Consider the following 22527-nt stretch of genomic DNA (forward strand, 5'->3'; position numbering starts at 1 on the left):
AATGATAAATTTTTTCCTTCACTTATGCTTAGCGTATTTTTAGCGAATGAAAGTTAAAAGACGTTGGCTTTATTTTATCCTTATTCTGTTGAACATACCCCTGGGATTAGCCACCAGATGGGCACCGCAGTATTTTCCCACTATTATTCGCGTATATGGCGGTGACGTATTTTCAGCTACCTGTATCTTTTTTGGTATCCGTTTTTTGTATCCGCTAAAGGCTGTTTCCAAAGTAGCGCTGATCAGTTTTCTGGTATGTATTGCCATTGAAGTACAGCAGCTGTATCAGGCGGAATGGGCCGTGAGACTGCGTAATACCCCATTGGGTATTTTGCTGGGGCATGGCTTTTTGTGGAGTGATTGTGTATGTTATGCGGTAGGAACGCTGATGGCGGCGGCGCTGGCGTTTTTGCTGGAGCGGACCAGTTATTTCCGAAGCTGATGAAATGATATAGGATGATGTGGTATCTGCATCATCCTATATCCTGATCAATTAATTCACGCCTATTTTTATCACTACCTTTTTAACCGCCGCTGGCTGATCGATAAGGAGATTAGGCATATGGAGATCGGTTGGGAAAAAGATGGCGAAGTTGTGCTGGTCTAGCCGCGTGAAGAAAGCCGGCTTTTCGGCAAACAGCATATAGTCTTCTGTTTCACTGTATGGTTTTGAAGGAGTTTGTTCCCGGAGGAAGTCATGTCCTATCAGTTCTGCACCTTTCACGATATACTGAATATCGATATATTTTTTATGTGCTTCCATTTGTTCACCGGAAGGGTCTACGGTATCATATTCATTGACGATCGCGAAGATGTTGGTGCCGTCGATTTCATACTTTCCTTTTTCCAGTGTGCTGAAGTCGGTTTGTGCGAGGTATTCAAAAGCCTTTACAAACCTGGGGCCCAGGCAGTGGTAGCGATGGGCGTTTGTTAATGTGTCGAGTATCATGTGAGCTAAAAAAGCAAAGATATTCAGAAAACGCAGACTTTTATACGATGGTCACTTTAATGCCCATATCTTCCATGGCTTTGACCACGTGCGGGGAGATGGCGGTGTCGGTGATTACTTCATCCACATCTTCCAGGCCACAGATACGGCCAAATCCTCTTTTCCCGAATTTGGTGGAGTCTGCGAGTACGATGATTTTTTGAACGGTGGCAATCATTTTCTGGTTCAGATGGGCTTCCATGATGTTGGAGGTGGTGAGACCGAATTCAAGATCGATACCGTCTACGCCGAGGAAAAGTTTGCTGCAGGAGAAGTCTTCCAGTATTTTTTCTGCGTAAGGTCCTGTAACGGAGGAAGAGCTGGTGCGTAGATGGCCACCGAGCTGTATTACTTCCACATCGGGGATGCGGATGAGTTCCAGCGCTACGTTGAGAGCACCAGTGATGATGGTCAGGTGTCCTTTGGGATGGATATTCTTAGCCAGAGAAAGTACGGAGGTACCGGAGGCGATAATGATGGCATCATTGGGTGCGATGAGTGCTGCGGCAGCCTGTCCGATTTTGTTTTTTTCCTCGCTGCGCAGTTTCTCTTTTTCATTGACCGGCTTATCGTTGGTGTAAGGATTATTGATGGTGGCACCTCCATGAGAACGGAACAGTAGTGCCTTATCTTCCAGCAGCTTCAGATCTTTTCGTATAGTCACTCCCGATACATCCAGTTCCTTGCAGAGGTCAACAACATTCACATATCCTTTTTCGGCCAGTTTATCCAGTATATACTTATGGCGTTCAGCTATATTGATCATAGACATATCGCATAAAAGTAACGTATTAAGCGCTATTGACAAGTTTTTCTGAAAGCGTTTTAACCTAACCTTAACCGTCTGATTTCATTCTATTTTCTATTGTTACTTTTTTATCCAGATACCCCTTTCACTTTTAATAACAATGAAATACTATGAAGGGTTGTAAGTTATAAGTCGATGATCGCCATTGCTCCCAGCCATTTTCCCATTCATCCAGAAAAATATTTCCTTTTCTGATTAAATTTTCTATTTTACTTTCGAATTATTTTATTTTCTTTTATTTTACATTCAAATTTAAAACATTTCGAAAGTAATTAAAAGATATATTATAACAATATGAATAGACCGGAATCCATAAAAAGCCTGCGAGCAATGCCCGCCAGGACCTGGGACATGATCATCATCGGAGGAGGTGCCACAGGTCTGGGGATAGCCATGGACGCTGCTTCCAGGGGATATAAGACACTACTGCTCGAACAGGCTGACTTTGCCAAAGGTACCTCCAGCAGAGCTACCAAGCTGGTGCATGGCGGGGTGCGTTACCTGGCCCAGGGAGATATAGCCCTGGTGCGGGAAGCACTCTATGAAAGAGGGTTATTATTGAACAACGCCCCTCACCTCGCACATAATCAGCAGTTTATCATTCCTCACTATTCATGGTGGCAAGGGCCTTTCTATACCATCGGCCTTAAAATATATGATATGCTGTCTGGCCGTCTGAGCCTGGGTAAATCCAGCCATATCAGCAAAAACGAAGTCACCAACCGCCTCCCTAATATCAAGGCCAGTGGCCTCAAAGGCGGTATCGTATATCATGACGGACAATTTGACGACGCACGTCTGGCTGTCAATATCGCACAGACAGCCGCAGAAAACGGCGCCGTTATGCTCAACTATTTCAAAGTAGACGGCCTGCTGAAACAGGATGGTAAAGTAGCCGGCGTAACCACCACCGATATGGAAACAGGCGAAACCTTCCAGCTGAGCGCCCGTACCGTGATCAACGCCACCGGTGTATTTGTAGACGAGATACTGCAACTGGACAATCCCGGCGCACGTCCGATGGTACGTCCGAGTCAGGGTGTACACCTGGTGCTCGACGCCTCTTTCCTGAAAAGTACCAGTGCCATTATGATACCCAAGACTCCGGACGGCCGTGTACTCTTTGCGGTGCCCTGGCACAACAAAGTATTGCTGGGCACCACCGACACCCCGCTGGAAGCACACAGCATGGAGCCGGTAGCGCTGGAGCAGGAGATTGATTTTATTCTCAGCACTGCCGCCCAGTACCTCACGCGCACGCCTACACGTGCCGATGTACTCAGCATGTTTGCCGGCCTCCGTCCGCTTGCAGCACCTCAGAAAGATACCGGTAGCACCAAGGAAATTTCCCGTAGTCATAAGATCCTGGTAGCTCCCTCCGGCCTGATCACCATCACCGGCGGTAAATGGACCACCTTCCGGAAAATGGCAGAAGACACTGTAGACGAAGCTATTCGCCAGGGTAACATCACTCCGGCCAAATGCAACACCAAAGGCATGCGTATCCATGGCTATCAGAAACAACCTATGGCGCTGGCCCCACTGGATGTTTACGGCAGTGATGCTGCACAGGTGCAGGCTATCGCCGCCATGCAGCCCGAACTGGCTAAAACACTGCATCCACGGCTGCCTTATATCAAAGCACAGGTAATCTGGGCAGTTAAACAGGAGATGGCGCGCACCGTAGAAGATACCCTCGCCAGAAGGTTGCGGGCACTGTTCCTCGACGCACAGGCCGCCATAGACATGGCTCCGGAAGTAGCCTCCATCATGGCCGCGGAACTGGGTAAAAACGAGGAATGGCAAGAACAGCAGGTGAAAGCCTTTTATGCTGTAGCTCAAAATTATCTGCTGAAAAATATCCGTACACGTGAACAATTGCCTGTAACTGCCTAGCATATTACTATACCGGTAATTCCACTGTCAACTATAGCGATACTGATTATCCACGTAGAAAAAGAAAAACATGACCAAATACATCATGGCCCTTGACCAGGGCACCACCAGCTCAAGAGCTATTATCTTTGACAAGACAGGGGCTGTTATTTCCGTTGCCCAGAAAGAGTTTACACAACTCTTTCCTGCTCCGGGATGGGTAGAGCACGACCCTTCTGAAATATGGAGCAGCCAGATAGGCGTAGCCACCGAAGCAATGGCCAAGGTGGGCCTGGAAGGCGGTAACATTGCAGCCATCGGTATTACCAACCAACGGGAAACAACCCTGGTATGGGACCGGGAAACGGGCAAACCTATTCACAACGCCATTGTGTGGCAGGACCGTCGTACCGCCGCTTTCTGTGACAACCTGAAAGCCGGTGGCAAAGAAAATCTTATCCGTGAAAAAACCGGTCTTGTTATCGACGCCTACTTCTCCGGCACCAAAGTAAAATGGATACTCGACAACGTAAGTGGTGCCCGCGAACGGGCTGCACAGGGTAAACTGGCCTTTGGTACCGTTGACTCATGGCTGGTATGGAACCTTACCCATGGTGCTGTTCATGCCACTGATATTACCAACGCCTCCCGTACCATGCTATTCAACATTCACACCCAGCAATGGGATGCTGAACTGCTGGCATTACTGGACATCCCTGCTTCCATGCTACCGGAAGTTAAAGAGTCCAGTGAAGTATGCGGACTGACAGCGCCTGGTATCTTCGCTGCACAGATACCCATCGCTGGCATTGCCGGAGATCAGCATGCAGCCTTATTCGGACAGATGTGTACCGCACCCGGCATGGTAAAAAACACCTATGGCACCGGCTGTTTTATGTTGATGAACATCGGTGAAAAACCTATCCTCAGCAAAAACAACCTGCTTACCACCGTAGCCTGGAAAGTAAACGGCCAGACTCACTATGCACTGGAAGGCAGCATCTTCATAGCAGGTGCTATCGTACAATGGCTGCGTGATGGCCTCGGTATTATCCGCTCCTCATCTGAGGTGGAAGCCCTGGCCGCCAAAGCAGCGCAAAACGATGGCGTATACCTGGTACCCGCTTTTGCTGGTTTGGGAGCTCCGCACTGGGACCAGCATGCACGCGGCACCTTAGTAGGCATGACCCGTGGCACCAACCAGGCCCACATTGCCCGTGCTGCTCTGGAAAGTATTGCCTATCAAACCATGGATGTACTGAAAGCGATGGAAGCCGATGCAGGCATCAGCATAAAAGAACTTCGTGTAGACGGTGGCGCTACCGGCAACAATCTGCTGATGCAGTTCCAGGCCGATATCCTGCAGGCCAAAGTAGTACGTCCGGGTATTACAGAAACCACTGCGCTGGGAGCAGCTTACCTGGCTGGCCTGGCTACCGGCTACTGGCAAAACCTTGAAGAGATACGCAACCAGTGGCAGATGGAAAAAACATTTGCGCCAGACCTGGAGCAACCACACAGAGAAACGTGGATCGAGGGCTGGAACAGGGCTGTAGATGCCACCAAACACTGGGCCCAATAGTTTAAACGGAAACCATGCCTTCTTATCATGTAGCAAACCAACAAATCACCAATATCTATGTCTCCAATTTTAGCTGAATTTATAGGCACGGCCTTGTTGCTCCTGCTGGGCAATGGTGTTGTAGCCAATGTGGTACTTAACAAAACCAAAGGCAACAGCAGCGGATGGATTGTCATCACCACCGGATGGGCGCTGGCTGTATACGTTGGCGTAGTAGTAGCGGGCCCTTATAGCGGCGCGCACCTCAACCCTGCCGTAACGGTAGCGATGGCATTTGCCGGCAAATTTGCCTGGGCAGATGTGCCTATGTTTGTGATCGCACAACTGACAGGCGCTATGCTGGGCACTTCCCTGGTATGGTACAACTACAAAGACCATCTGGATGCTACGCCTGACAACGGCCTGCAACGTGCCTGCTTCTGCACGGAGCCGGCTATACGTAAACCACTGCGTAATTTCATCTGCGAAGTGACAGGCACTTTTGTGTTGTTGTTTACCATCTTCTACTTTACCAATGCTGAGATGGGTGCAGAAAAAACACCCGTAGGACTGGGCTCTCTGGGCGCAGTACCTGTGGCTTTGCTCGTATGGGCCATCGGTCTTTCTCTGGGCGGCACTACCGGTTATGCCATCAATCCGGCCAGAGACCTGGGCCCCAGAATCATGCACGCGATCCTTCCAATGAAAGGGAAAGGACATAACGACTGGGGTTATGCCTGGATACCGGTAGCTGGTCCGTTGACCGGCGCCATCCTCGCAGCCGCCCTCTACCTGTTTCTGAAATAACCAGTAGCCATAACTGGTAAGCCTATACGCTTACCCGTACACGTTAGAAAAAATGTATACACCTGTAAATCATCAACAATGAAGAAACAAAGGAATGTCCGGCTGATGGCCTGTGCCATGGCAGCTGCAGCAACCGCTTTTACAGCCTGTAAAACATCCAGACCAACCACTGCACACAACAGCGATCTTCCTGCCTTCTTTAAGGTGGGTCACCGCGGCACCAGGGGACTGATGCCTGAAAACACTATCCCTGCCATGTACAAAGGACTGGAAACAGGATCCAACACCATCGAATTTGATGTACACATCACCAAAGACGGACAGGTAGTGGTTTACCACGATGCCTCCTTCACACCATCCTACACCACTATGCCGGATGGTAAAGATATCCCGGCAGCAGACCGTAGCAAATATGTTTTATACCAGATGAACTATGCCGACATCCGGCCTTTTATCATCGGTGAAAAACCATATCCAGCCTTTCCGGAACAACAGCGGCTCCGCTCCTATGCTCCCCTGCTGGGCGAGATGATCGACTCAGTAGAACACTATACCCGTACACATAACCTGCCACCAGCCTACTACCTGCTGGAGGTGAAATCTTCTGAAAAAACTGATGGCATTGAACAGCCTTCTCCGGAAGAATATATGAAGATCATGATGGCGGTAAAACAGTTAAAACCATTAGGAAACCGGCTGCTGATACAGTCTTTCGACATGCGCCCGCTGCAGGTGCTGCACAAAACACACCCGCATATCAAACTGGGCTTCCTTACCGGCGACAAAAACACCACATTCGAACAGCATCTGCAACAACTGGGCTTTACACCAGCGTTCTACAATCCATCCTACAACCTGGCAACACCAGAACTTGTAAAAAAATGTCATGATAAAAATATACGAATCGTACCCTGGACTGTACAGGAACAGGCGGAAATGAAAAAACTGAAAGCCATCAGCGTAGACGGTATTATCACTGACTACCCTAACAGGCTGCAGGAAGCACTGTAATTCAATCAACCAAAAAAACACAGGAAAAAAACACAGTTTATGAAATTGCGAACAAGATTCCGGGCATTCCGTCCGGGCGCTATTTTTTTGCTATGCCTCGGGATCATTCTATCAACCTCCACTGCCCTGTTTGCCCAGGACCTTGCTATTACCGGTAAGGTAACCGGCACCGGCGGTATTCCACTTCCCGGCGTGAACATACAGATAACCGGCACCAGCAAAGGGGCCTCCACCAATGCCGACGGTCAGTTTAAACTGAGCGCACCGGCAGGTTCTACGTTAAAAATCTCATTTATCGGCTACCTTTCCAAAGAGGTAAAAGTAGTCAATGCACTTCCAATGCACATTACACTCGAAGAAGATGTACAAAAGCTCAATGATGTGGTGGTAGTGGGCTATGGCACACAGAAAAAAGCCACGCTGACAGGGGCTATTACTACTGTTTCCATGACTGAAAAAGAAGGCCGGCCTATAACCAACGCCAGTAATGCATTACAGGGCGTTCCCGGCATATTCACCAACCTGAGCAACAGTCAGCCCGGTGTAGACAGAAGCACCATCCGTATAAGAGGTGTAGGCACACTGAGCAATAATGATCCGCTGGTGCTTGTGGATGGTATCGAATACTCCATGGACGAGCTGAATCCAAATGACATTGAAACCATCACGGTACTGAAAGACGCTGCTGCCTCCATCTACGGTTCCCGTGCGGCCAATGGCGTTATCCTGGTGACTACCAAAAAAGGAAAAGGCGCCTCTAAAATCAACTACAGCTATTATCGTGGCGTGCAGAAAGCCACCTATCTACCGGACATCATTACCGACCCGATCGCGTATATGATGCTAAAAAATCAGGCTAACCTGAACGAAGGAACCGCCAAAGTAGATTACACGGATGCCCAGATCACAGAATACGAAAAAGGAATGCTGACTGATCCGATCACTTATCCGGCTAACAACTGGTATAAGATCGCACTCAAGAATGGCATTATCCAGAAACATGATCTGAGTGTTTCCGGTAGCACTGACAAGTACCAATACCGGTTGTCACTGGGGTACCTCGACAGGGATGGTATTCTCTTCGGACCTGGCAACCATGAGAAAAAATACTCTGTAGGTTTGAACAGCTCTATGCAAGTAACCAAAAAGTTAAGAGCAGGCCTCACGCTGGATGGCTATTACCGTAACTACACACAGCCTTTCTACAGCTCTACCTGGGAGTACCTCGCGAGAGCCCTGCCTATCCTCACCGATACGCTGGCAGACGGACGCTATGGTAACTCCTGGCTGAGAACAGCCGGACGCAACAACTGGGAACACCCCCGTATGCTTTCCTACAACGGCTTACAAACAAAAGTAGTACAACGTTTCCTGGCTACTATTTTCGCAGAATACAAACTGCCTTTTGATATCAACTACAATATCAAATTTGGCGTGGACAAATACGATGGTCAGCTAACACAGTTTACACCGCGTATGCAGACGTTTGACCCGAAAACCAATGCTGCCACCAACTGGAACAATCCCAATACAGCACCCCGTTCCTACAAAACGGACTACAATGACATGAACATTCACTTCTACAATACCCTGGATTGGAAGAAGACGTTTGCATCCAAACATAACCTGAGTGCCATGGTAGGTGCGAGTTACGACAACTTCGACAAAGATCAGTTTGATGCCAGCATGTATGGTTATCTGGATGCTACACTGGACGCTCTGAATGCAGGCGTGTACTGGAATGCTACATCCGGCAACACTACCCGTGACGTACTGGAATCTTATTTTGGCCGTGTAAATTATGATTATGATGGAAAATACCTGTTTGAAGCAGCTTTCCGTTACGATGGCTCTTCCCGTTTTGCCAAAGGAAACCGCTGGGGTCTTTTCCCATCTGCATCAGCAGGATGGCGTATCGATAAAGAATCATTCTTTCAGTCTAAGCTGATAGATGTACTCAAACTGCGTGCTTCTGCAGGCCAAATGGGCTCCCAGGCTGTACCCCTCTATAATTTTCTCCCTTCTGTTTATTTAGGCGAAGATTACAGTTTTGGTGGAACACTCAGTTCTGGTGGTGCTGCTAAAGATGCAGTTGACCCTAATATCAAATGGGAAGTAACAACCACCTACAACGCTGGTGTAGACATCAACCTGTTTAAAAGTCGTTTAGCCGTTACCGTTGATGCTTATAAAAAACGTACTGATGGTATCCTGCGCCAGGTTAACATACCTTCTCAGGTAGGTAATCTTAATGGACCTAAACGAAACGTAGGAATAGTGGATAACACCGGTATTGAATTGGTAGTACAGTACAAGAACAACATAGGCAACCTGGATTATGGTGTATATGGGAATGTGGCCTACAATAAAAACATGGTGGTTGACTTGAAGGGGGAAAAAATCATCAGCGGTAATACCATCACTATTGAAGGTCATCCTATAGATGCCTACTATGTATTACTGTCTGACGGCATCTTTCAGTCTAATGAAGAAGTAGCTAAAAGTGCTACACAGAGTGGCAGAACAAAAGCTGGTTATATTAAATATAAGGATATCAATGGTGATGGTATCATTAATGATGACGACCGTGTGATATTGAACAGTTCATCATCGGCTCCCAAGTATACTTTTGGGTTTGGGTTTAACCTGGGTTATAAAGGTATTACCCTCAGTGCTTCTTTCCAGGGAATAGCCGGCATCAAGGCATATCCGGTAGGCAATCTGGCGTTACCATTCGTGAATGGCGCCAATGCTACCAAAGAATGGCTGACGGATGCCTGGACACCTGAAAAAACCAATGCCCGTTTGCCTATTGTTACTACCGCCACCAATGGAGTTGATAATTTCCGCGGTTCTGATTTCTGGTTGAGAAACAACTCATATGTAAGAATGCGTAATCTTCAGCTGGGCTACTCCTTACCCGACAGATGGTTGTCCAAAGTAAAGATCAGTAAAGTGAATGTTTTTGTGAATGGTGAGAACCTGCTGACTTTCTCCCGTTACAAAGACTTTGATCCGGAAGCAGTACTTGACCAAAGTAACCTGTACCGCTACCCTATGCTGAAAACCTTCAATGGTGGACTGAATGTTACTTTTTAATCGCACCCAACAATGAATCAAATGAAAAAGATAAATTATATAATTCTGGCTGCGGGATTCCTGGCCACAGGCTGTAACAAAAGCCTGCTGGAGACTGCACCACATGACAGATATACAGAAGAATCTTTCTGGAAAACACCAGAAGCAGCCAACGCAGGGCTGACCGGTTGTTATGCCATTTTGCGGTATGATGGGTTATATGGTGGTAATAAATCATCCAGTAATACCACCGCTTTATGGGATGAAACTCTTTCACCCAATGCCTATACGAAGACCAATGTCATGAGTTTTAATGCTATCGCTTCCGGGCAGCAAATGCCGGGCAGCGGTGGTATTATCAGCTCCAGGTATAGCGATTGTTATGGTGGAATAGGCCATTGCAATACCTTCCTGAAAAAGGTAGACGAAATACCAGGTATGGACGAAAGCCAGAAAAAAATCATGAAAGGGCAAGCTCTCTTTCTGCGCGCCTTGTATTATTTTCAATTACAGAATTACTATGGAGGTGTACCGCTGATTATTGATCCGCCGAATGTTGCTACCCAGGCAACTTTGCCCAGGAATAAACGGGAAGAAGTGGTAGCACAAATACTGAAAGACCTGGACGATGCGGCGGCTGTTTTACCACTCACATACAGTGCCAGTGACAGAGGTAGAGCTACTAAAGGCGCCGCCATGACACTCAAAGCAAGAGTACTGCTCTATGAAGCCAGCCCTCTGCTGAATCCTGGTAACGATCAAAACAAATGGGCCGCTGCTGCAACTGCCGCCAAAGCGGTGATGGACCTGGGAGGAACAGGTTATGGACTGTTTGCCAACTACCGCAAATTGTTCCTGAAGGAAAATGAGAACAACAAGGAAGTGATCTTTGATGTACAATACCTGTTTCCCAACCAGGGCAGTTCCTTTGACCTGATCTGTTCCCAATACAACTCAAACGCACCATTGCTGGGCCTTGCACAAGCCTATTACATGAAAAACGGCCTGCCTATCACCGACCCCGCTTCCGGTTACGATGCCAAACGTCCTTATATCAATCGTGACCCTCGTTTACAGGGGACTATTACCTTCCCTACCGACATGTATCAGGGTAAAACGGTGGATTCAAGCCGTTTTGCGATCACCGGTTATGGCGTAAAAAAATTCAGTGTATATGACACGCTTGCTCCTGTTCAGGCTGATAAAGACCTTAAAGCCGGACAATCAGAAATCAATTTTATTGTGCTGCGTTATGCAGACATCCTGATGATGTATGCTGAAGCTCAGAATGAAGCGGTAGGCCCCGACGCCTCCGTATATGCCGCGCTCAATCAGATCCGCGACCGTGTAGGTATGCCTCGTTTCACAGCCGGCCTCTCCAAAGACGATATGCGTAAGGAAATACGCCACGAAAGACGCGTGGAGTTTGCCTGTGAAGGATTATACTACAATGATATCCGTCGTTGGAAAACAGCAGAAACAGAGCTAAACGCTGATATCTATGATTATGCCGGCAAATTACTGGAAAAACGCACCTTTAATCCCAAAAGGGATTACTGGTGGCCTATCCCAAGAACGGAGAGAGACCTCAATCCCAATCTGGAGCAGAATCCGGGATACTAGTATTCATCCAGCTATTTGTCCGTTCATACATAAAAGCAGACATAATTGCTGAAAACAAAATAAACTTAGCGGTTCTGGCCGGAGGGACCAGAACCGCTAACTATTTACAGCACTATTGAAATCTAAGAATTATGACCAGACTTAAACTCTCCGCCATGCTGATGACGGGAGCCTTTGCCCTTGCGCAAAGCCTGTCAGCGTTGGCACAAACACCCGAAAGGCCCAAGCTTATTGTAGGGATCGTTGTAGACCAGATGCGTTGGGATTACCTGTATCGTTATGCCGACCGCTATGAAGCCGGCGGCTTTAAAAGAATGCTGAATGAAGGTTTCACCTGTGAAAACACTACCATCAGTCATCTTCCGTCCTTTACCGCTGTAGGACACAGCACCGTATATACTGGCTCCGTACCGGCCATCCACGGCATCACGGGCAACGACTGGACCGACCAGCAAACCGGCAGAAAATGGTATTGCACCGAAGACACCATCGCCAAATCAGTAGGCAGCACCTCCACCGCCGGCCAGATGTCGCCACGCAACCTCCTGGCATCCACCATCACCGATGAACTGCGCCTGGCCACCAACTTCCGCTCTAAAGTAGTAGGCGTATCCCTGAAAGACCGCGCCTCCATTCTCCCCGCAGGACATACGCCCAACGGCGCTTTCTGGTTTGATGATGCCAACGGCAGCTTCATCACCAGCACCTACTATATGAATGAACTGCCAGAGTGGGTAAAACGTTTCAACGCCAGACAACTGCCTGCCCAGCTCATGTCCAAACCCTGGGAAACACTCTACCCGATCAATACCTACGTGCAAAGCTCTGCTGACAATGTTTCCTGGGAAGGTACCTTTAGCGGCGAAAAAGCACCGGTATTCCCCCATAACTTAAAAGAGATCTATAAAAAAAATCCAGGTAGTCTGCGCACCACCCCTTCCGGCAACACCCTCACCCTCGAATTTGCCAAAGCTGCCGTGGAAGGATATGATCTCGGCAATGGCACCGCCACCGACTTCCTCACCATCAACTGCGCCTCCACCGACTATGTAGGCCATCAATACGGTCCCAACTCCATAGAAGTGGAAGATACCTATCTGCGCCTCGACAAAGATCTTTCCGCCTTCTTCACTTACCTGGACCAGAAAGTAGGTAAAGGCAATTACCTCGTATTCCTCACCGCCGACCATGGTGCAGCACATTCTGTTGGCTTTATGCAGGAACATAATCTGCCAGCAGGTTTCGTGAAAGACAAAGCCATGATGAGCAGCCTCGACAGCCTCCTGGCAGCCCGCTTCGGCGTGAAGGGACTGGTACGTTCCGGTATGAACTATCACGTGAACTATGATGTGGCCAAAATAGAAGCCAGCAAACTGGACTATGATGCCATTAAAAAAGAAACCGTCAAATTCCTTCAGCAACAACCCGGTATCCAGTTCGCCGCTGATATCGACAACCTGGGTAACAGCCCTATACCGGAGCCCATCAAAACCATGATCAGCAACGGCTACAACCCAAAACGCACCGGCGCTGTTATGATCATCCCCGAACCAGGATGGTACCAGGGCTTCGAAAAAGGCACCACCCACGGCAACTGGAACCCTTACGATATCCATATTCCACTTGTATTCATGGGATGGCATGTGAAACACGGCGCCAGCAACGAAACCGTGCACATGACCGACATCGCAGCCACCCTCGCCGACATGCTGCGCATCCAAATGCCAAACGGCTGCGTTGGACGCCCTATCAAATTTTGATCCCAGGGCTAAAGCCCTGGGCTATATTAGATTGGGGTTAAGACGGGGTGTTTTGAAAGAGATGGATGTTTTGATATCTTTTATATGAGTTGGTTAAATAATCGTTTTTTAAAGAGAATGTTGTTTTTATATCTTCATGTTAAATAATCGTACACGAAAATAGCCCAGGGCTTTAGCCCTGGGATTTAATTATTTTGTATGGGAATTATTGAGCAGTTAGCATCTTCATTAGGCCGCCGGGACGAAGTTCCCAATCAGGAACTGGCGGCTGCTATAGCCGGTAGCAAGGACAGTGGTGCTGTAAAGGAGCTCGTAACACTTCTTCAACACAAGGATAAAAACATTCAGCACGACAGTATCAAAGTGCTATACGAAATTGGTGCTGTACAGCCGGCCATGATAGCATCTTATGTAAAGGATTTCATTGCGTTGCTTGATAGCCGCAACAACCGGATGCAATGGGGCGCTATGACCGCACTGCAAGCCATTACAATGGAACAGCCGGCACAGATCTATGACTCATTGGGTAAGCTGGCTGCCATTGCCGACAAAGGTTCGGTGATTACCAAAGATAATTACATGAGCATCCTTGTAAAGCTATACTCCGTAAAGGCTTATGCAGAAGCCGTATATCCCCTGTTCAACGAACAACTGCTGCAAAGGCCCCGTCAACCAGTTGCCGATGTATGCAGAACTCATGCAACCCTGCATTCAGACGCCCCACAAAACATTGTTCCGCCAGACACTGACAGCCAGACTTCCTGATATGGAAAAAGAATCCAAAAGGAAAAGAGTGGAGAAGGTCCTTAAAAAAACTGAAAAGTAAGAAGCCCATCAGGGATGCTGAGGCTCCTTACTTTCTATTCGCAGATTTTTCCGGATTACCTGATAAATATCCTTTTCCCGGAAAGGCTTCATCAACCAATCATTAAACCCTGAACGTCTGAAATCACGAACATCCTGTTCGGTAATATCCGCTGTCAGCGCGATTACTGCCACATTGGCCTTTTGGGGATCATTATCTTTTCTGATCTTTTCTATTACTTCCAGCCCGCTGAATTTAGGCATATGAAGGTCCAGCAGCACCAGATCATAACGGTTGCGCTTAAAAAGATCCAATGCGATTTCCCCATCACGGGCCATATCAAAACGACATTTCCAGCGGGTAAGTATCATTTTCATTAACAACAGATTCATCTCCTGATCTTCCGCCACCAGCACATAAAGGCCTTCCATAAAGGCACCTGAAGGGGCTTCTGTTTTCTGTTGGGTAACAATAACCGTCTGCGGCATGGACACAACTTCATATGGTATCCGGCAGATGAACTGTGTTCCTTTGTTGACTTCACTGGTATAGGTGATCTCTCCCCCATGCAGTTCCACCAACCTTTTGGTAATAGCCAGGCCCAGACCGGTGCCCTTTACAGTCACCCTTGCAGGTGCAGCCTGATAGAAGCGTTCAAAGAGGTTAGCCTGCGCTTCTTTGCTGATGCCTTCTCCTGTATCAGTGACAATAAATGTAAACAGTGCACGGGTTTCGGTTTGCTTCTCCAGTTTAGCCGTCACCGTTACACTGCCACTGGAAGTATATTTGGTGGCATTGCTGATAAGGTTTAACAATATCTGTTTAAGGCGAAACGCATCTCCCCTTACTTCCCAGCGATGATCACCTTCAAAGTCGGGGAAGAACCCCAGATTCTTTTGCGTAGCCAGTATACGGGTAGTGCTGATTACCTCTTCGAAGGCTGTATACAATACGAATGGCTCTTGCAACAGTGAGATATAATCTTTTTCGAGCTTGGAAAAATCAAGTACATCATTCACCACCTGCATCAGCATATCAGCGGCCACTTCTACAGAACGCAACTGCTCACGCTGGGTGGCAGAGAGCCCCGAGTAGGAAAGCTGTTCACTGAAACCTACCACGGCATTCAGCGGTGTACGTATTTCGTGACTCATGTTAGCCAGGAAATCGGTTCGCATACGGGCTTCTTCCCTGGCAGCAGTTGCACTGTCCATGAGCTGCCGGTTCTTTTTCCTCAATTCATATGCTGCCCCTGTCAAAGCCAGCAATAGAAGAGCCAGCAGGCTTCCACCCCATACAGCAATCGTTTTTATTTTACCAGTGTCCTGGTGTATTATGCTGCCGGCGTGTTGCCGTTGTTGTTCCAGTGCGACAGTAGCTTTATCTCTCAGTGCAAGGATCAGCGTGTCCATCTGCGCCAGCATGGCGATATTGGTACCTGCCAGAGATTGCTCGCTGGTATTGATTTTCATCCGGTTGGCCAACTGAGTGCGCAGTATCTTTTTATAGTAACCATTTACATCGTTGATGATATCTTTCATGCGCTGGGCATCATAGTCTGACTTATCGACCACCTTGCCGCTTTTCGTTTTCACCATCACTGCCATCTGTGCTTTGACCGTATCTCCCTTGTTCTTATTGGAGAAGGCATTGCCCAGGCGTTTAAAGAGTCCCTTCTTTTTCTCCGGCGCCGACACAATGTTACTAACGGTATCCATGGTCACGTTATCCTTTTTGATCTGTGCAACCTTATATGCGGGGATACTATTGAGCAGTTTATCGATCCTGTCATCTGTCAGGGAGGAAGAAAGCATGGAGTCGGTGGCTTTTTTGAGCTGCGTTATCCGCTCCGACATGGCTGTTTTTTGAGCGATCAATTCGTTGAACTGCTGATGATCATTCAGTCCGCTCAGCATGCTGCTGATGGAATCTACGGCCGACAATACCTCTGCCAGTTGTGCAGAAAAGGATTTCAGAAAATGTTTATCATAGGTTACGGTAAACAGGCGAAAATTACTTTCAGCACGGTTGAGTGTCAGCAATGCATCGTCCATGAGGCGTATGCCGGGATTGTCCTGTAGTAAGGTATCCGTTGATTTCAGCAACTTACCGGCACTTTGCTGGTGTACAGAGAATCCATAATAAAAAAGCCAGCCTGTAACAGCTACAGTCAGGGCTATCAGTACTTTAAAAAAATTAAACGATCGAAGCATATTAGCTTTAGCATTGGTTTGTTTTAATAAACAAGGGATAGAAGAGTCACCGGAAATTCGACAATCTTTGGGTCATTCGAATAAATGCAGCGATATGGTTAGTATATATTCCGGAACCAGTAAGATACTAAAAAAAGAATATAAGGATCAGCCTGCTGGCGCAAATTGCACCAGCAGGCACTTATGCAGAAAGGTTGTTCCTGTTAAAGATACCAGACTTCATCGGCGTGTGTGGAGATGTACACGGTATCTCCTTTTTTCACCTGGCTTTTGCTTGTCCGGATAGTAATCGTGTCTTTGGACAAGGTCACAACAGTTTCATAGAAACTACCGAAGAAGTGTACACTTTTTACTTTTCCTTTCAGGGCAGACTTGCCTTCTTCCACGATCTGAAAACTTTCGGGACGCAGGAAGAGGCTTTTGCCATTTTCCACCACTCCTGGCAGACCGGCAAATTTTTTGGCTTTAGCAGGGCTGATCAGGTTATAGGAACCCAGCAGACCAGCAGTATATTCATTAACGGGCTGGCCATATACCTGCTGAGGTGTACCTCTTTGTACAATCTCTCCATCTTTCATGATCATCACTTCATCTGCCCACGAAAGCAGGTCCTGCGGGTCGTGGGAGATCAGCATGCAGGTGATGTCCAGGTTTTCGGAGATGTCCCGGATCACCTCTTTTAGTTTGTTTTTATGGATCAGGTCCAGGTTGGAGTAAGGTTCATCGAGCAAAAGCAGGCGGGGAGCTGTTACCAGCAGACGGGCCAGAGCAATCCGTTGTTTCTCTCCTCCCGACAGCTGGTCTGTTTTACGTTTCAGCAGATGCGTGATCTGACAGAGATCAAACAGTTCCACGGAAGAGTCTTCCGTCAGTTTGTTGTTATAGGAAAGAATTTCTTCTACCCGGTAGTTATTACGCAGTTCAAAATGCTGGGAGAGATAGGCGATGCCCGGCTGTCCCGGGATCAGCACTTCCAGCGGTCCTTCTACTCTGACTTCCTCAAAGGATACTTTGCCGGCATCGGGCTGTACAAAACCACCGATCATTTTCAGCAGCGTACTTTTACCAGAACCGGTTTCCCCCGCAATAGCCACTTTCTGGAATTTTTCTACCGTAAAACTGATATCCTTTACTACCGGTACCCCCAACTGGTTTTTACTGATATTGGAGACTGTTAAAAAACTCATATTTCCTGTTTATACCTTGCCCTACAGCAACAAAAAAACCTCTTGGTACAAGAGGTTTTATATTCCTGTGGTCTTGATGGCGTTTATTATCAAAAAATCATTCTGTCCGAAATTAGCGCTTGATATCCATCTCCGGCAGGTGTTAATAAAATCCATTTAAAAGAACTTTAATCCGACAAATATAACAGAAATCGGGGCAAATGGCAAGTCTGTATGACCATCGGGATCTGTCACGCAGGCTGGTGGCGGGTATACGCCCTCACAAAAAACAGGCGGACATCTGCATCCAGAGGGTGTATATACGCCAAAGTGAGGGGTTGATCCCGACAATGAGCTGATTTACCTTTAACAAATGAAACACATATCAATCCTGGTTCCGAGAGGAGCCGTGCTGGGCAGTATTGAAGGACCCCGTCAGGTGTTTACCGAGGTAAACAAGATGCTTAAAAACATCGGGGACGCTTCCTTATTTAAGATACAACTGGTAGGGCTTAGCCCGGAAGTGCCGGCATGCGGAGGTACGTATACTGTTTTTGCAGATGCCACCATCAAGGAGATCCCCAAAACAGATCTCATTATTATTCCGGCACTGGATGGTGATATGAACAAGTTGCTGGAACAAAACAAAGACTTTATTCCCTGGATCATACATCAGTATAAGGCGGGTGCCGAAGTTGCCAGCCTCTGCGTTGGTGCTTTCCTGTTAGCCTCCACGGGTCTGGTAACCGGGCGTAAATGCGCTACTCACTGGATGGCGGCCAACGATTTCCGGAGAATGTTTCCGCAGGTAAACCTGGTGGAGGACCGAATCATCACCGATGAATTTGGTATCTACTCCAGCGGTGGTGCGTTTTCCTATCTCAATCTTATCCTTTACCTGATTGAGAAATACTGCAGCAGACAGATCGCTGTTTTCTGTGCCAAAGCGTTCCAGATAGACATTCAGCGCGACAGCCAGTCGCCCTTCACTGTTTTCAGAGGCCAGAAAGACCATGAAGATGAACCTATCCTTAAAGCACAGGAATTCATTGAACAGAATTACACCGAAAAAATAACGGTAGACCAGCTAGCCTGTATGTTTACATTGGGCCGCAGAAACCTGGAACGCCGGTTCAAAAAAGCCACTTCCAATACAGTAGTGGAATATATCCAGCGTGTGAAAATAGAAGCCGCTAAAATGAGCCTGGAATCATCCCGTGAGAATGTTAACGAGGTGATGTACAATGTAGGATATACCGATCCCAAAGCCTTCCGGATCACATTCAGGAAGATTACCGGGATGTCGCCGATACAGTATAGGAATAAGTATAACAAGGAAACCGAACTGGAACTGTGATGGGTGTGATAATTGTGATGGATGTGATAGATGTAGATGATAAATGTTTTACTGCTCTTATCTTATTATGATCGGGTGGCTGTTGATAGCAGCCACCCGATTTATATTTTAGTGTAAGGCTTCTTTCGTCCGTCGTGATTTCAGCAGGTTCAGCATGGCTGTGGCTACCAGCATGATGATCACACCCAGCCATTGCCGCCCACCTACTTCTTCTTTCAGGACCAGATGCGAGCAGATCACCGCCACCGGCAGCTCTGCTGTCATAATGATGGCGCTGAGGCTGGCGCCGATTTTTGGGATACCAGCCGCAAACAATACCGGTGGTATTACAGTCCCAAACAGAGACAGGAACAGCGCCCATTTCAGTAATCCCGGTCCGAAGTGAGTACTGGCTATCAGGTCCGGAGCATTAAAAAGAAAAATACCCAGCGTGGACCCGGCCATGATTACCACACTTTTGCGCAACGGCTGTATAAGAGTGCCTACGCGGCTGTTGGCCACCACATATATAGCGTACAACAAAGCAGAAAGTCCTGCAAAGGCCAGACCGGTGACAGAGAGTCTGCCACTCCCCTGTTTGAGCAGCCCGCCAGACAATACCGTTCCACCGAGAATAAAAAGGATTGTCAACAGTTCGGGCAGCCCGGGCCGTTGTTTATAGAACACCCAGTCTATCAGCACACCGATCCAGGTGAACTGCATCAGTATTACAATTGCAATAGAAGCCGGGATGTATTGTACGGACACATAATACACAAAGGTGGTGAGTCCTATCGTGGTGCCGGTGAGCAACAACGGCCAGCGGTCCTGCCAGGAAAGACGAACCTGATCTGTGCCCTGTTTACGGTTACCGTATAGCCGTACCAGTAGCCATAAAAACATCATCCCTGAAAATGCCTGTGTAACGGCTATCTCCGCCGCTGTATATCCTTCCCGGTAGGCTAATTTGACAAAAGTGGATAAAATGCCGAAGCTACATGCGCCGACAAAAACCATCCATATATACCTGTTCATTGATCGCTGATTGTTTGAAATTATTTAAAAGAAAAATGTAATACAGAAGCCTGTTGAGCTACAGGCGCAACAAAACAACCAGGTCAACGGACACAGAAAATCATATGAAGGAATAGACTATCGCTTCAGAAAAGAAATGCCGGAGCAGCTATATACCGGTTGTTTTGCTTAGCAAACAACTGCGGGCGGAGGTGTATTGGAGAAGATTACCTGAAACATATTTTTTTGATTATGGGGACAAGATAGAAAAAAAAGATGAATTACAAGCTTGAAACGAAGTGGGTTCGCATCAGGCTTGTAAAACAATCGCTTAATTTTCAGCTTCCTGTTCCATATACATAAACTCCCAGTGGTGACCGTCGATATCCTGGAAACCATGACCATACATAAATCCATGGTCTTGTGGCGCCTTGGGAGCGGTAGCGCCGGCAGCTACTGCTTTGGCCACAATTATGTCTACCTCTTCCCTGCTGGATACAGATAAGCAGTTAATACATTCTGTATGCCGGCTGGTATCACAGATCTCATTATTGGTAAAGGTCTTAAAGAACTTTTCTAATATCAGCATTGCATAGATAGTATCGGAAATTATCATACAGGCGGCCTTTTCATCTGTAAACTGTTCATTGAAGGTATATCCCAGCATTGTAAAGAAGGCCATGCTTTTGTCGAGGTCTTTAACGGGTAAATTAACGAAGATCATCGTTGCCATAATTATCTGTTTTAAGTCTGACACAAACTTACCGTCAATAATCGTCCCGGATGGAGTGTTAAAGCGACAATCTCGATGGTAGATTACGACTTCTGCAATATGGCAACCGGGGCATAAACAGCCTTCCATCAGGGCATTAAAACAAAATATAAAACCAGCATCAGCAGTATTCAAAATGGTTGTGATGCGCCGATGATCAGATGACTGGTGGAGAGTTTACCCCAATCCGGGTATTCTGTCAGACACTTATACCACCCGAAGGCAGCAAGCTTTGAAAAGAGCCGGAGCCCTTACCGACGGTGTACATGATAAGACGGAAGTGATTTATTTACCAGGATGTCGCTTCTTTATAGTACTTTGATGTCCCCAATGCGACTTCCCTTTATACAATCACTTTATGTACTAACAGCTATGCTTATACGCAAATTACTGGGGACTACGGTCCTTGCCATGATGACGTCCTGTAGTTTTACCTATGCTCAGACATCGAATCTTGAACATGTTTCCGTCCTGCAATCTATTGATCCTGCCAATGACAACTATGCAGACCTGGAAGGGTTAAGGCAGTCCATTGGTAAATCCAGGATAGTGCTGCTGGGCGAACAGACTCACGGAGAAGCCTCTACTTTTCTGGCCAAAACCAGGATGATTAAATTCCTTCACGAGAAAATGGGATTTGATGTACTGGCTTTTGAAAGTGGTTTTTATGATTGTGCCCGTATCTGGGAGAATACCCTCCATGGTAGCCCGTTTGTAAAAGAGCTACCAGGCAGTCTGTTTTACATGTATGCCACCAGTAAACAGATGATGCCGTTGTTTGACTACATTCAGGCCAACATCAAATCAGCATCTCCGCTGACAGTGACAGGTTTTGAAAGCCAGCACACCGGCCAGTATGCCAAACAGCAGCTGTTCCCTGATTTCGAGCAGTTCCTGAAACAACAGCATCCTGCCCTGGTGGATGACAACTGGGCACTTTTCCGCCGGGTATCACTGGCTACCTTCCCTTCTAATACTTACCGCCCTACTGCTGAAGAGCAACAGACTTTTTTCAGGGAGTTAGACAAACTTAAAACGGTTTTATCCGGCAGTAAAAACAAAAGCACTCATTTCACCACATCTCCGGGGTTCTGGTATCAGGTAACCTGCAGCATTGAATCACAGGCAAAACGTTACTGGGGGCTGACTACCGGCAATGAGCTCAGTGTACGTGACAAGCAGATGGCCGATAACCTGATATGGCTGGCAGAAAAAGCATTTCCCGGCAAAAAGATTATTGTGTGGGCGCATAACATCCACATCGCTAAAAATACCAGCGAACTGGAATACCATACCGGTGGCCCTGTTCCTTTCCTTCAAACATTGGTACCTATGGGCGCCACTATAAGCCGGCATTTCGGTAAAGATGCTTATGCCATTGGTTTCTCCGGTGCAGCAGGTAACTATATTGATTATACGAATGATAAGCTAACCGCTGTGCCTCTTCCTCAGCCAGCCAGTGTGGAAGCACAGTTTACCGGCTACCAGAACGCCTTTTTAGATTACCGTACCGCCAAAGGCTGGCTCCAACAGCCGCAGCAATCCACCCTGTTTGATTTTAATCCGTTGAAGGGTATCTGGCCTCATGTGTTCGACGGACTTGTTTTTATTCGTACGTCCATACCGGTGGACCGCTGATAATTACTTTTTTATAAAATATATAATAACTGCGTACGGAGATTATTTTTTAGCCATAAATCCCTGTACGCA

At 47.3% G+C, this 22527-nt stretch carries 17 protein-coding genes; 11 read left to right on the plus strand and 6 right to left on the minus strand.

Translation table 11 applies throughout. The features are described 5' to 3' along the window. Positions 1-46 precede the first annotated feature (46 nt). Positions 47-442 (plus strand): DUF2809 domain-containing protein, encoded by a 396-nt coding sequence (locus KD145_RS02935; RefSeq protein ID WP_212004417.1) that lies wholly within the window; start codon positions 47-49, stop codon positions 440-442. 51 nt (positions 443-493) lie between these two features. Here the strand turns inward: KD145_RS02935 and KD145_RS02940 are convergent, their stop codons facing one another. Together KD145_RS02940 and KD145_RS02945 are read right to left on the minus strand one after the other, a co-directional pair. Beyond that, a complete protein-coding gene (locus KD145_RS02940; RefSeq protein WP_113619378.1) occupies positions 494-949 on the minus strand; it encodes a YhcH/YjgK/YiaL family protein in 456 nt (151 codons plus the stop codon). A 40-nt stretch (positions 950-989) separates the two neighbouring features. After that, complete coding sequence (locus KD145_RS02945) at positions 990-1754, minus strand: DeoR/GlpR family DNA-binding transcription regulator (protein ID WP_113619379.1); 765 nt, start codon at positions 1752-1754, stop codon at positions 990-992. Positions 1755-2090: 336 nt separating this feature from the next. Here KD145_RS02945 and KD145_RS02950 point away from each other — a divergent pair, with 336 nt between their 5' ends. The 8 genes from KD145_RS02950 to KD145_RS02985 all read left to right on the plus strand — a co-directional run bounded on the left by KD145_RS02950 (position 2091) and on the right by KD145_RS02985 (position 14276). Beyond that, positions 2091-3692: a glycerol-3-phosphate dehydrogenase/oxidase gene (locus KD145_RS02950; RefSeq protein ID WP_212004418.1), complete on the plus strand. Its 1602-nt coding sequence runs from the start codon at positions 2091-2093 to the stop codon at positions 3690-3692. 70 nt (positions 3693-3762) lie between these two features. Continuing rightward, positions 3763-5253 (plus strand): glycerol kinase GlpK, encoded by a 1491-nt coding sequence (gene glpK, locus KD145_RS02955; RefSeq protein WP_212004419.1) that lies wholly within the window; start codon positions 3763-3765, stop codon positions 5251-5253. A 57-nt stretch (positions 5254-5310) separates the two neighbouring features. Then, on the plus strand, positions 5311-6039 hold the full coding sequence (locus KD145_RS02960) for an MIP/aquaporin family protein (RefSeq protein ID WP_212004420.1): 729 nt from the start codon (positions 5311-5313) through the stop codon (positions 6037-6039). Positions 6040-6117: 78 nt separating this feature from the next. Next, the gene (locus tag KD145_RS02965; RefSeq protein ID WP_212004421.1) at positions 6118-7050 is read left to right on the plus strand and encodes a glycerophosphodiester phosphodiesterase family protein; all 933 of its coding nucleotides are present in this window, start codon (positions 6118-6120) and stop codon (positions 7048-7050) included. 39 nt (positions 7051-7089) lie between these two features. After that, positions 7090-10149 carry a TonB-dependent receptor gene (locus KD145_RS02970; RefSeq protein ID WP_212004422.1) on the plus strand — a complete coding sequence of 1020 codons (3060 nt, stop codon included), beginning with the start codon at positions 7090-7092 and terminating at the stop codon, positions 10147-10149. Between the two features lie 21 nt (positions 10150-10170). After that, positions 10171-11751, plus strand: coding sequence for a RagB/SusD family nutrient uptake outer membrane protein (locus KD145_RS02975; RefSeq protein ID WP_212004423.1), 1581 nt, complete (start codon positions 10171-10173; stop codon positions 11749-11751). Positions 11752-11882: 131 nt separating this feature from the next. Further along, the gene (gene pafA / locus KD145_RS02980) at positions 11883-13511 is read left to right on the plus strand and encodes an alkaline phosphatase PafA (protein ID WP_212004424.1); all 1629 of its coding nucleotides are present in this window, start codon (positions 11883-11885) and stop codon (positions 13509-13511) included. Positions 13512-13709: 198 nt separating this feature from the next. Continuing rightward, complete coding sequence (locus KD145_RS02985) at positions 13710-14276, plus strand: hypothetical protein (protein WP_212004425.1); 567 nt, start codon at positions 13710-13712, stop codon at positions 14274-14276. Positions 14277-14345: 69 nt separating this feature from the next. Here KD145_RS02985 and KD145_RS02990 read toward each other — a convergent pair whose 3' ends face one another. Next, complete coding sequence (locus tag KD145_RS02990) at positions 14346-16529, minus strand: ATP-binding protein (RefSeq protein WP_212004426.1); 2184 nt, start codon at positions 16527-16529, stop codon at positions 14346-14348. A 203-nt stretch (positions 16530-16732) separates the two neighbouring features. Further along, the gene (locus KD145_RS02995; protein ID WP_212004427.1) at positions 16733-17716 is read right to left on the minus strand and encodes an ABC transporter ATP-binding protein; all 984 of its coding nucleotides are present in this window, start codon (positions 17714-17716) and stop codon (positions 16733-16735) included. A gap of 352 nt (positions 17717-18068) precedes the next feature. Here KD145_RS02995 and KD145_RS03000 point away from each other — a divergent pair, with 352 nt between their 5' ends. Continuing rightward, a complete protein-coding gene (locus KD145_RS03000) occupies positions 18069-19052 on the plus strand; it encodes a GlxA family transcriptional regulator (protein ID WP_212004428.1) in 984 nt (327 codons plus the stop codon). A 108-nt stretch (positions 19053-19160) separates the two neighbouring features. Here the strand turns inward: KD145_RS03000 and KD145_RS03005 are convergent, their stop codons facing one another. Then, positions 19161-20066: a DMT family transporter gene (locus KD145_RS03005; protein ID WP_212004429.1), complete on the minus strand. Its 906-nt coding sequence runs from the start codon at positions 20064-20066 to the stop codon at positions 19161-19163. A 310-nt stretch (positions 20067-20376) separates the two neighbouring features. Further along, positions 20377-20778 carry a VOC family protein gene (locus tag KD145_RS03010; protein ID WP_212004430.1) on the minus strand — a complete coding sequence of 134 codons (402 nt, stop codon included), beginning with the start codon at positions 20776-20778 and terminating at the stop codon, positions 20377-20379. Positions 20779-21189: 411 nt separating this feature from the next. On the opposite strand from KD145_RS03010, the gene KD145_RS03015 reads away from it, so the two are divergent. Next, positions 21190-22455, plus strand: a complete 1266-nt coding sequence (locus KD145_RS03015) for an erythromycin esterase family protein (protein ID WP_212004431.1) — start codon at positions 21190-21192, stop codon at positions 22453-22455. Positions 22456-22527 lie beyond the last annotated feature (72 nt).

Origin of the sequence: Chitinophaga sp. HK235 (assembly GCF_018255755.1) — a bacterium.
GTDB lineage: Bacteria > Bacteroidota > Bacteroidia > Chitinophagales > Chitinophagaceae > Chitinophaga.

Bases quoted from the DNA above. Each gene is read 5' to 3' on its own strand.
- KD145_RS02935 (WP_212004417.1), top strand. From the start codon at position 47: ATGAAAGTTAAAAGACGTTGGCTTTATTTTATCCTTATTCTGTTGAAC.
- KD145_RS02940 (WP_113619378.1), bottom strand. From the start codon at position 949: ATGATACTCGACACATTAACAAACGCCCATCGCTACCACTGCCTGGGC.
- KD145_RS02945 (WP_113619379.1), bottom strand. From the start codon at position 1,754: ATGATCAATATAGCTGAACGCCATAAGTATATACTGGATAAACTGGCC.
- KD145_RS02950 (WP_212004418.1), top strand. From the start codon at position 2,091: ATGAATAGACCGGAATCCATAAAAAGCCTGCGAGCAATGCCCGCCAGG.
- glpK (WP_212004419.1), top strand. From the start codon at position 3,763: ATGACCAAATACATCATGGCCCTTGACCAGGGCACCACCAGCTCAAGA.
- KD145_RS02960 (WP_212004420.1), top strand. From the start codon at position 5,311: ATGTCTCCAATTTTAGCTGAATTTATAGGCACGGCCTTGTTGCTCCTG.
- KD145_RS02965 (WP_212004421.1), top strand. From the start codon at position 6,118: ATGAAGAAACAAAGGAATGTCCGGCTGATGGCCTGTGCCATGGCAGCT.
- KD145_RS02970 (WP_212004422.1), top strand. From the start codon at position 7,090: ATGAAATTGCGAACAAGATTCCGGGCATTCCGTCCGGGCGCTATTTTT.
- KD145_RS02975 (WP_212004423.1), top strand. From the start codon at position 10,171: ATGAAAAAGATAAATTATATAATTCTGGCTGCGGGATTCCTGGCCACA.
- pafA (WP_212004424.1), top strand. From the start codon at position 11,883: ATGACCAGACTTAAACTCTCCGCCATGCTGATGACGGGAGCCTTTGCC.
- KD145_RS02985 (WP_212004425.1), top strand. From the start codon at position 13,710: ATGGGAATTATTGAGCAGTTAGCATCTTCATTAGGCCGCCGGGACGAA.
- KD145_RS02990 (WP_212004426.1), bottom strand. From the start codon at position 16,529: ATGCTTCGATCGTTTAATTTTTTTAAAGTACTGATAGCCCTGACTGTA.
- KD145_RS02995 (WP_212004427.1), bottom strand. From the start codon at position 17,716: ATGAGTTTTTTAACAGTCTCCAATATCAGTAAAAACCAGTTGGGGGTA.
- KD145_RS03000 (WP_212004428.1), top strand. From the start codon at position 18,069: ATGAAACACATATCAATCCTGGTTCCGAGAGGAGCCGTGCTGGGCAGT.
- KD145_RS03005 (WP_212004429.1), bottom strand. From the start codon at position 20,066: ATGAACAGGTATATATGGATGGTTTTTGTCGGCGCATGTAGCTTCGGC.
- KD145_RS03010 (WP_212004430.1), bottom strand. From the start codon at position 20,778: ATGGCAACGATGATCTTCGTTAATTTACCCGTTAAAGACCTCGACAAA.
- KD145_RS03015 (WP_212004431.1), top strand. From the start codon at position 21,190: ATGCTTATACGCAAATTACTGGGGACTACGGTCCTTGCCATGATGACG.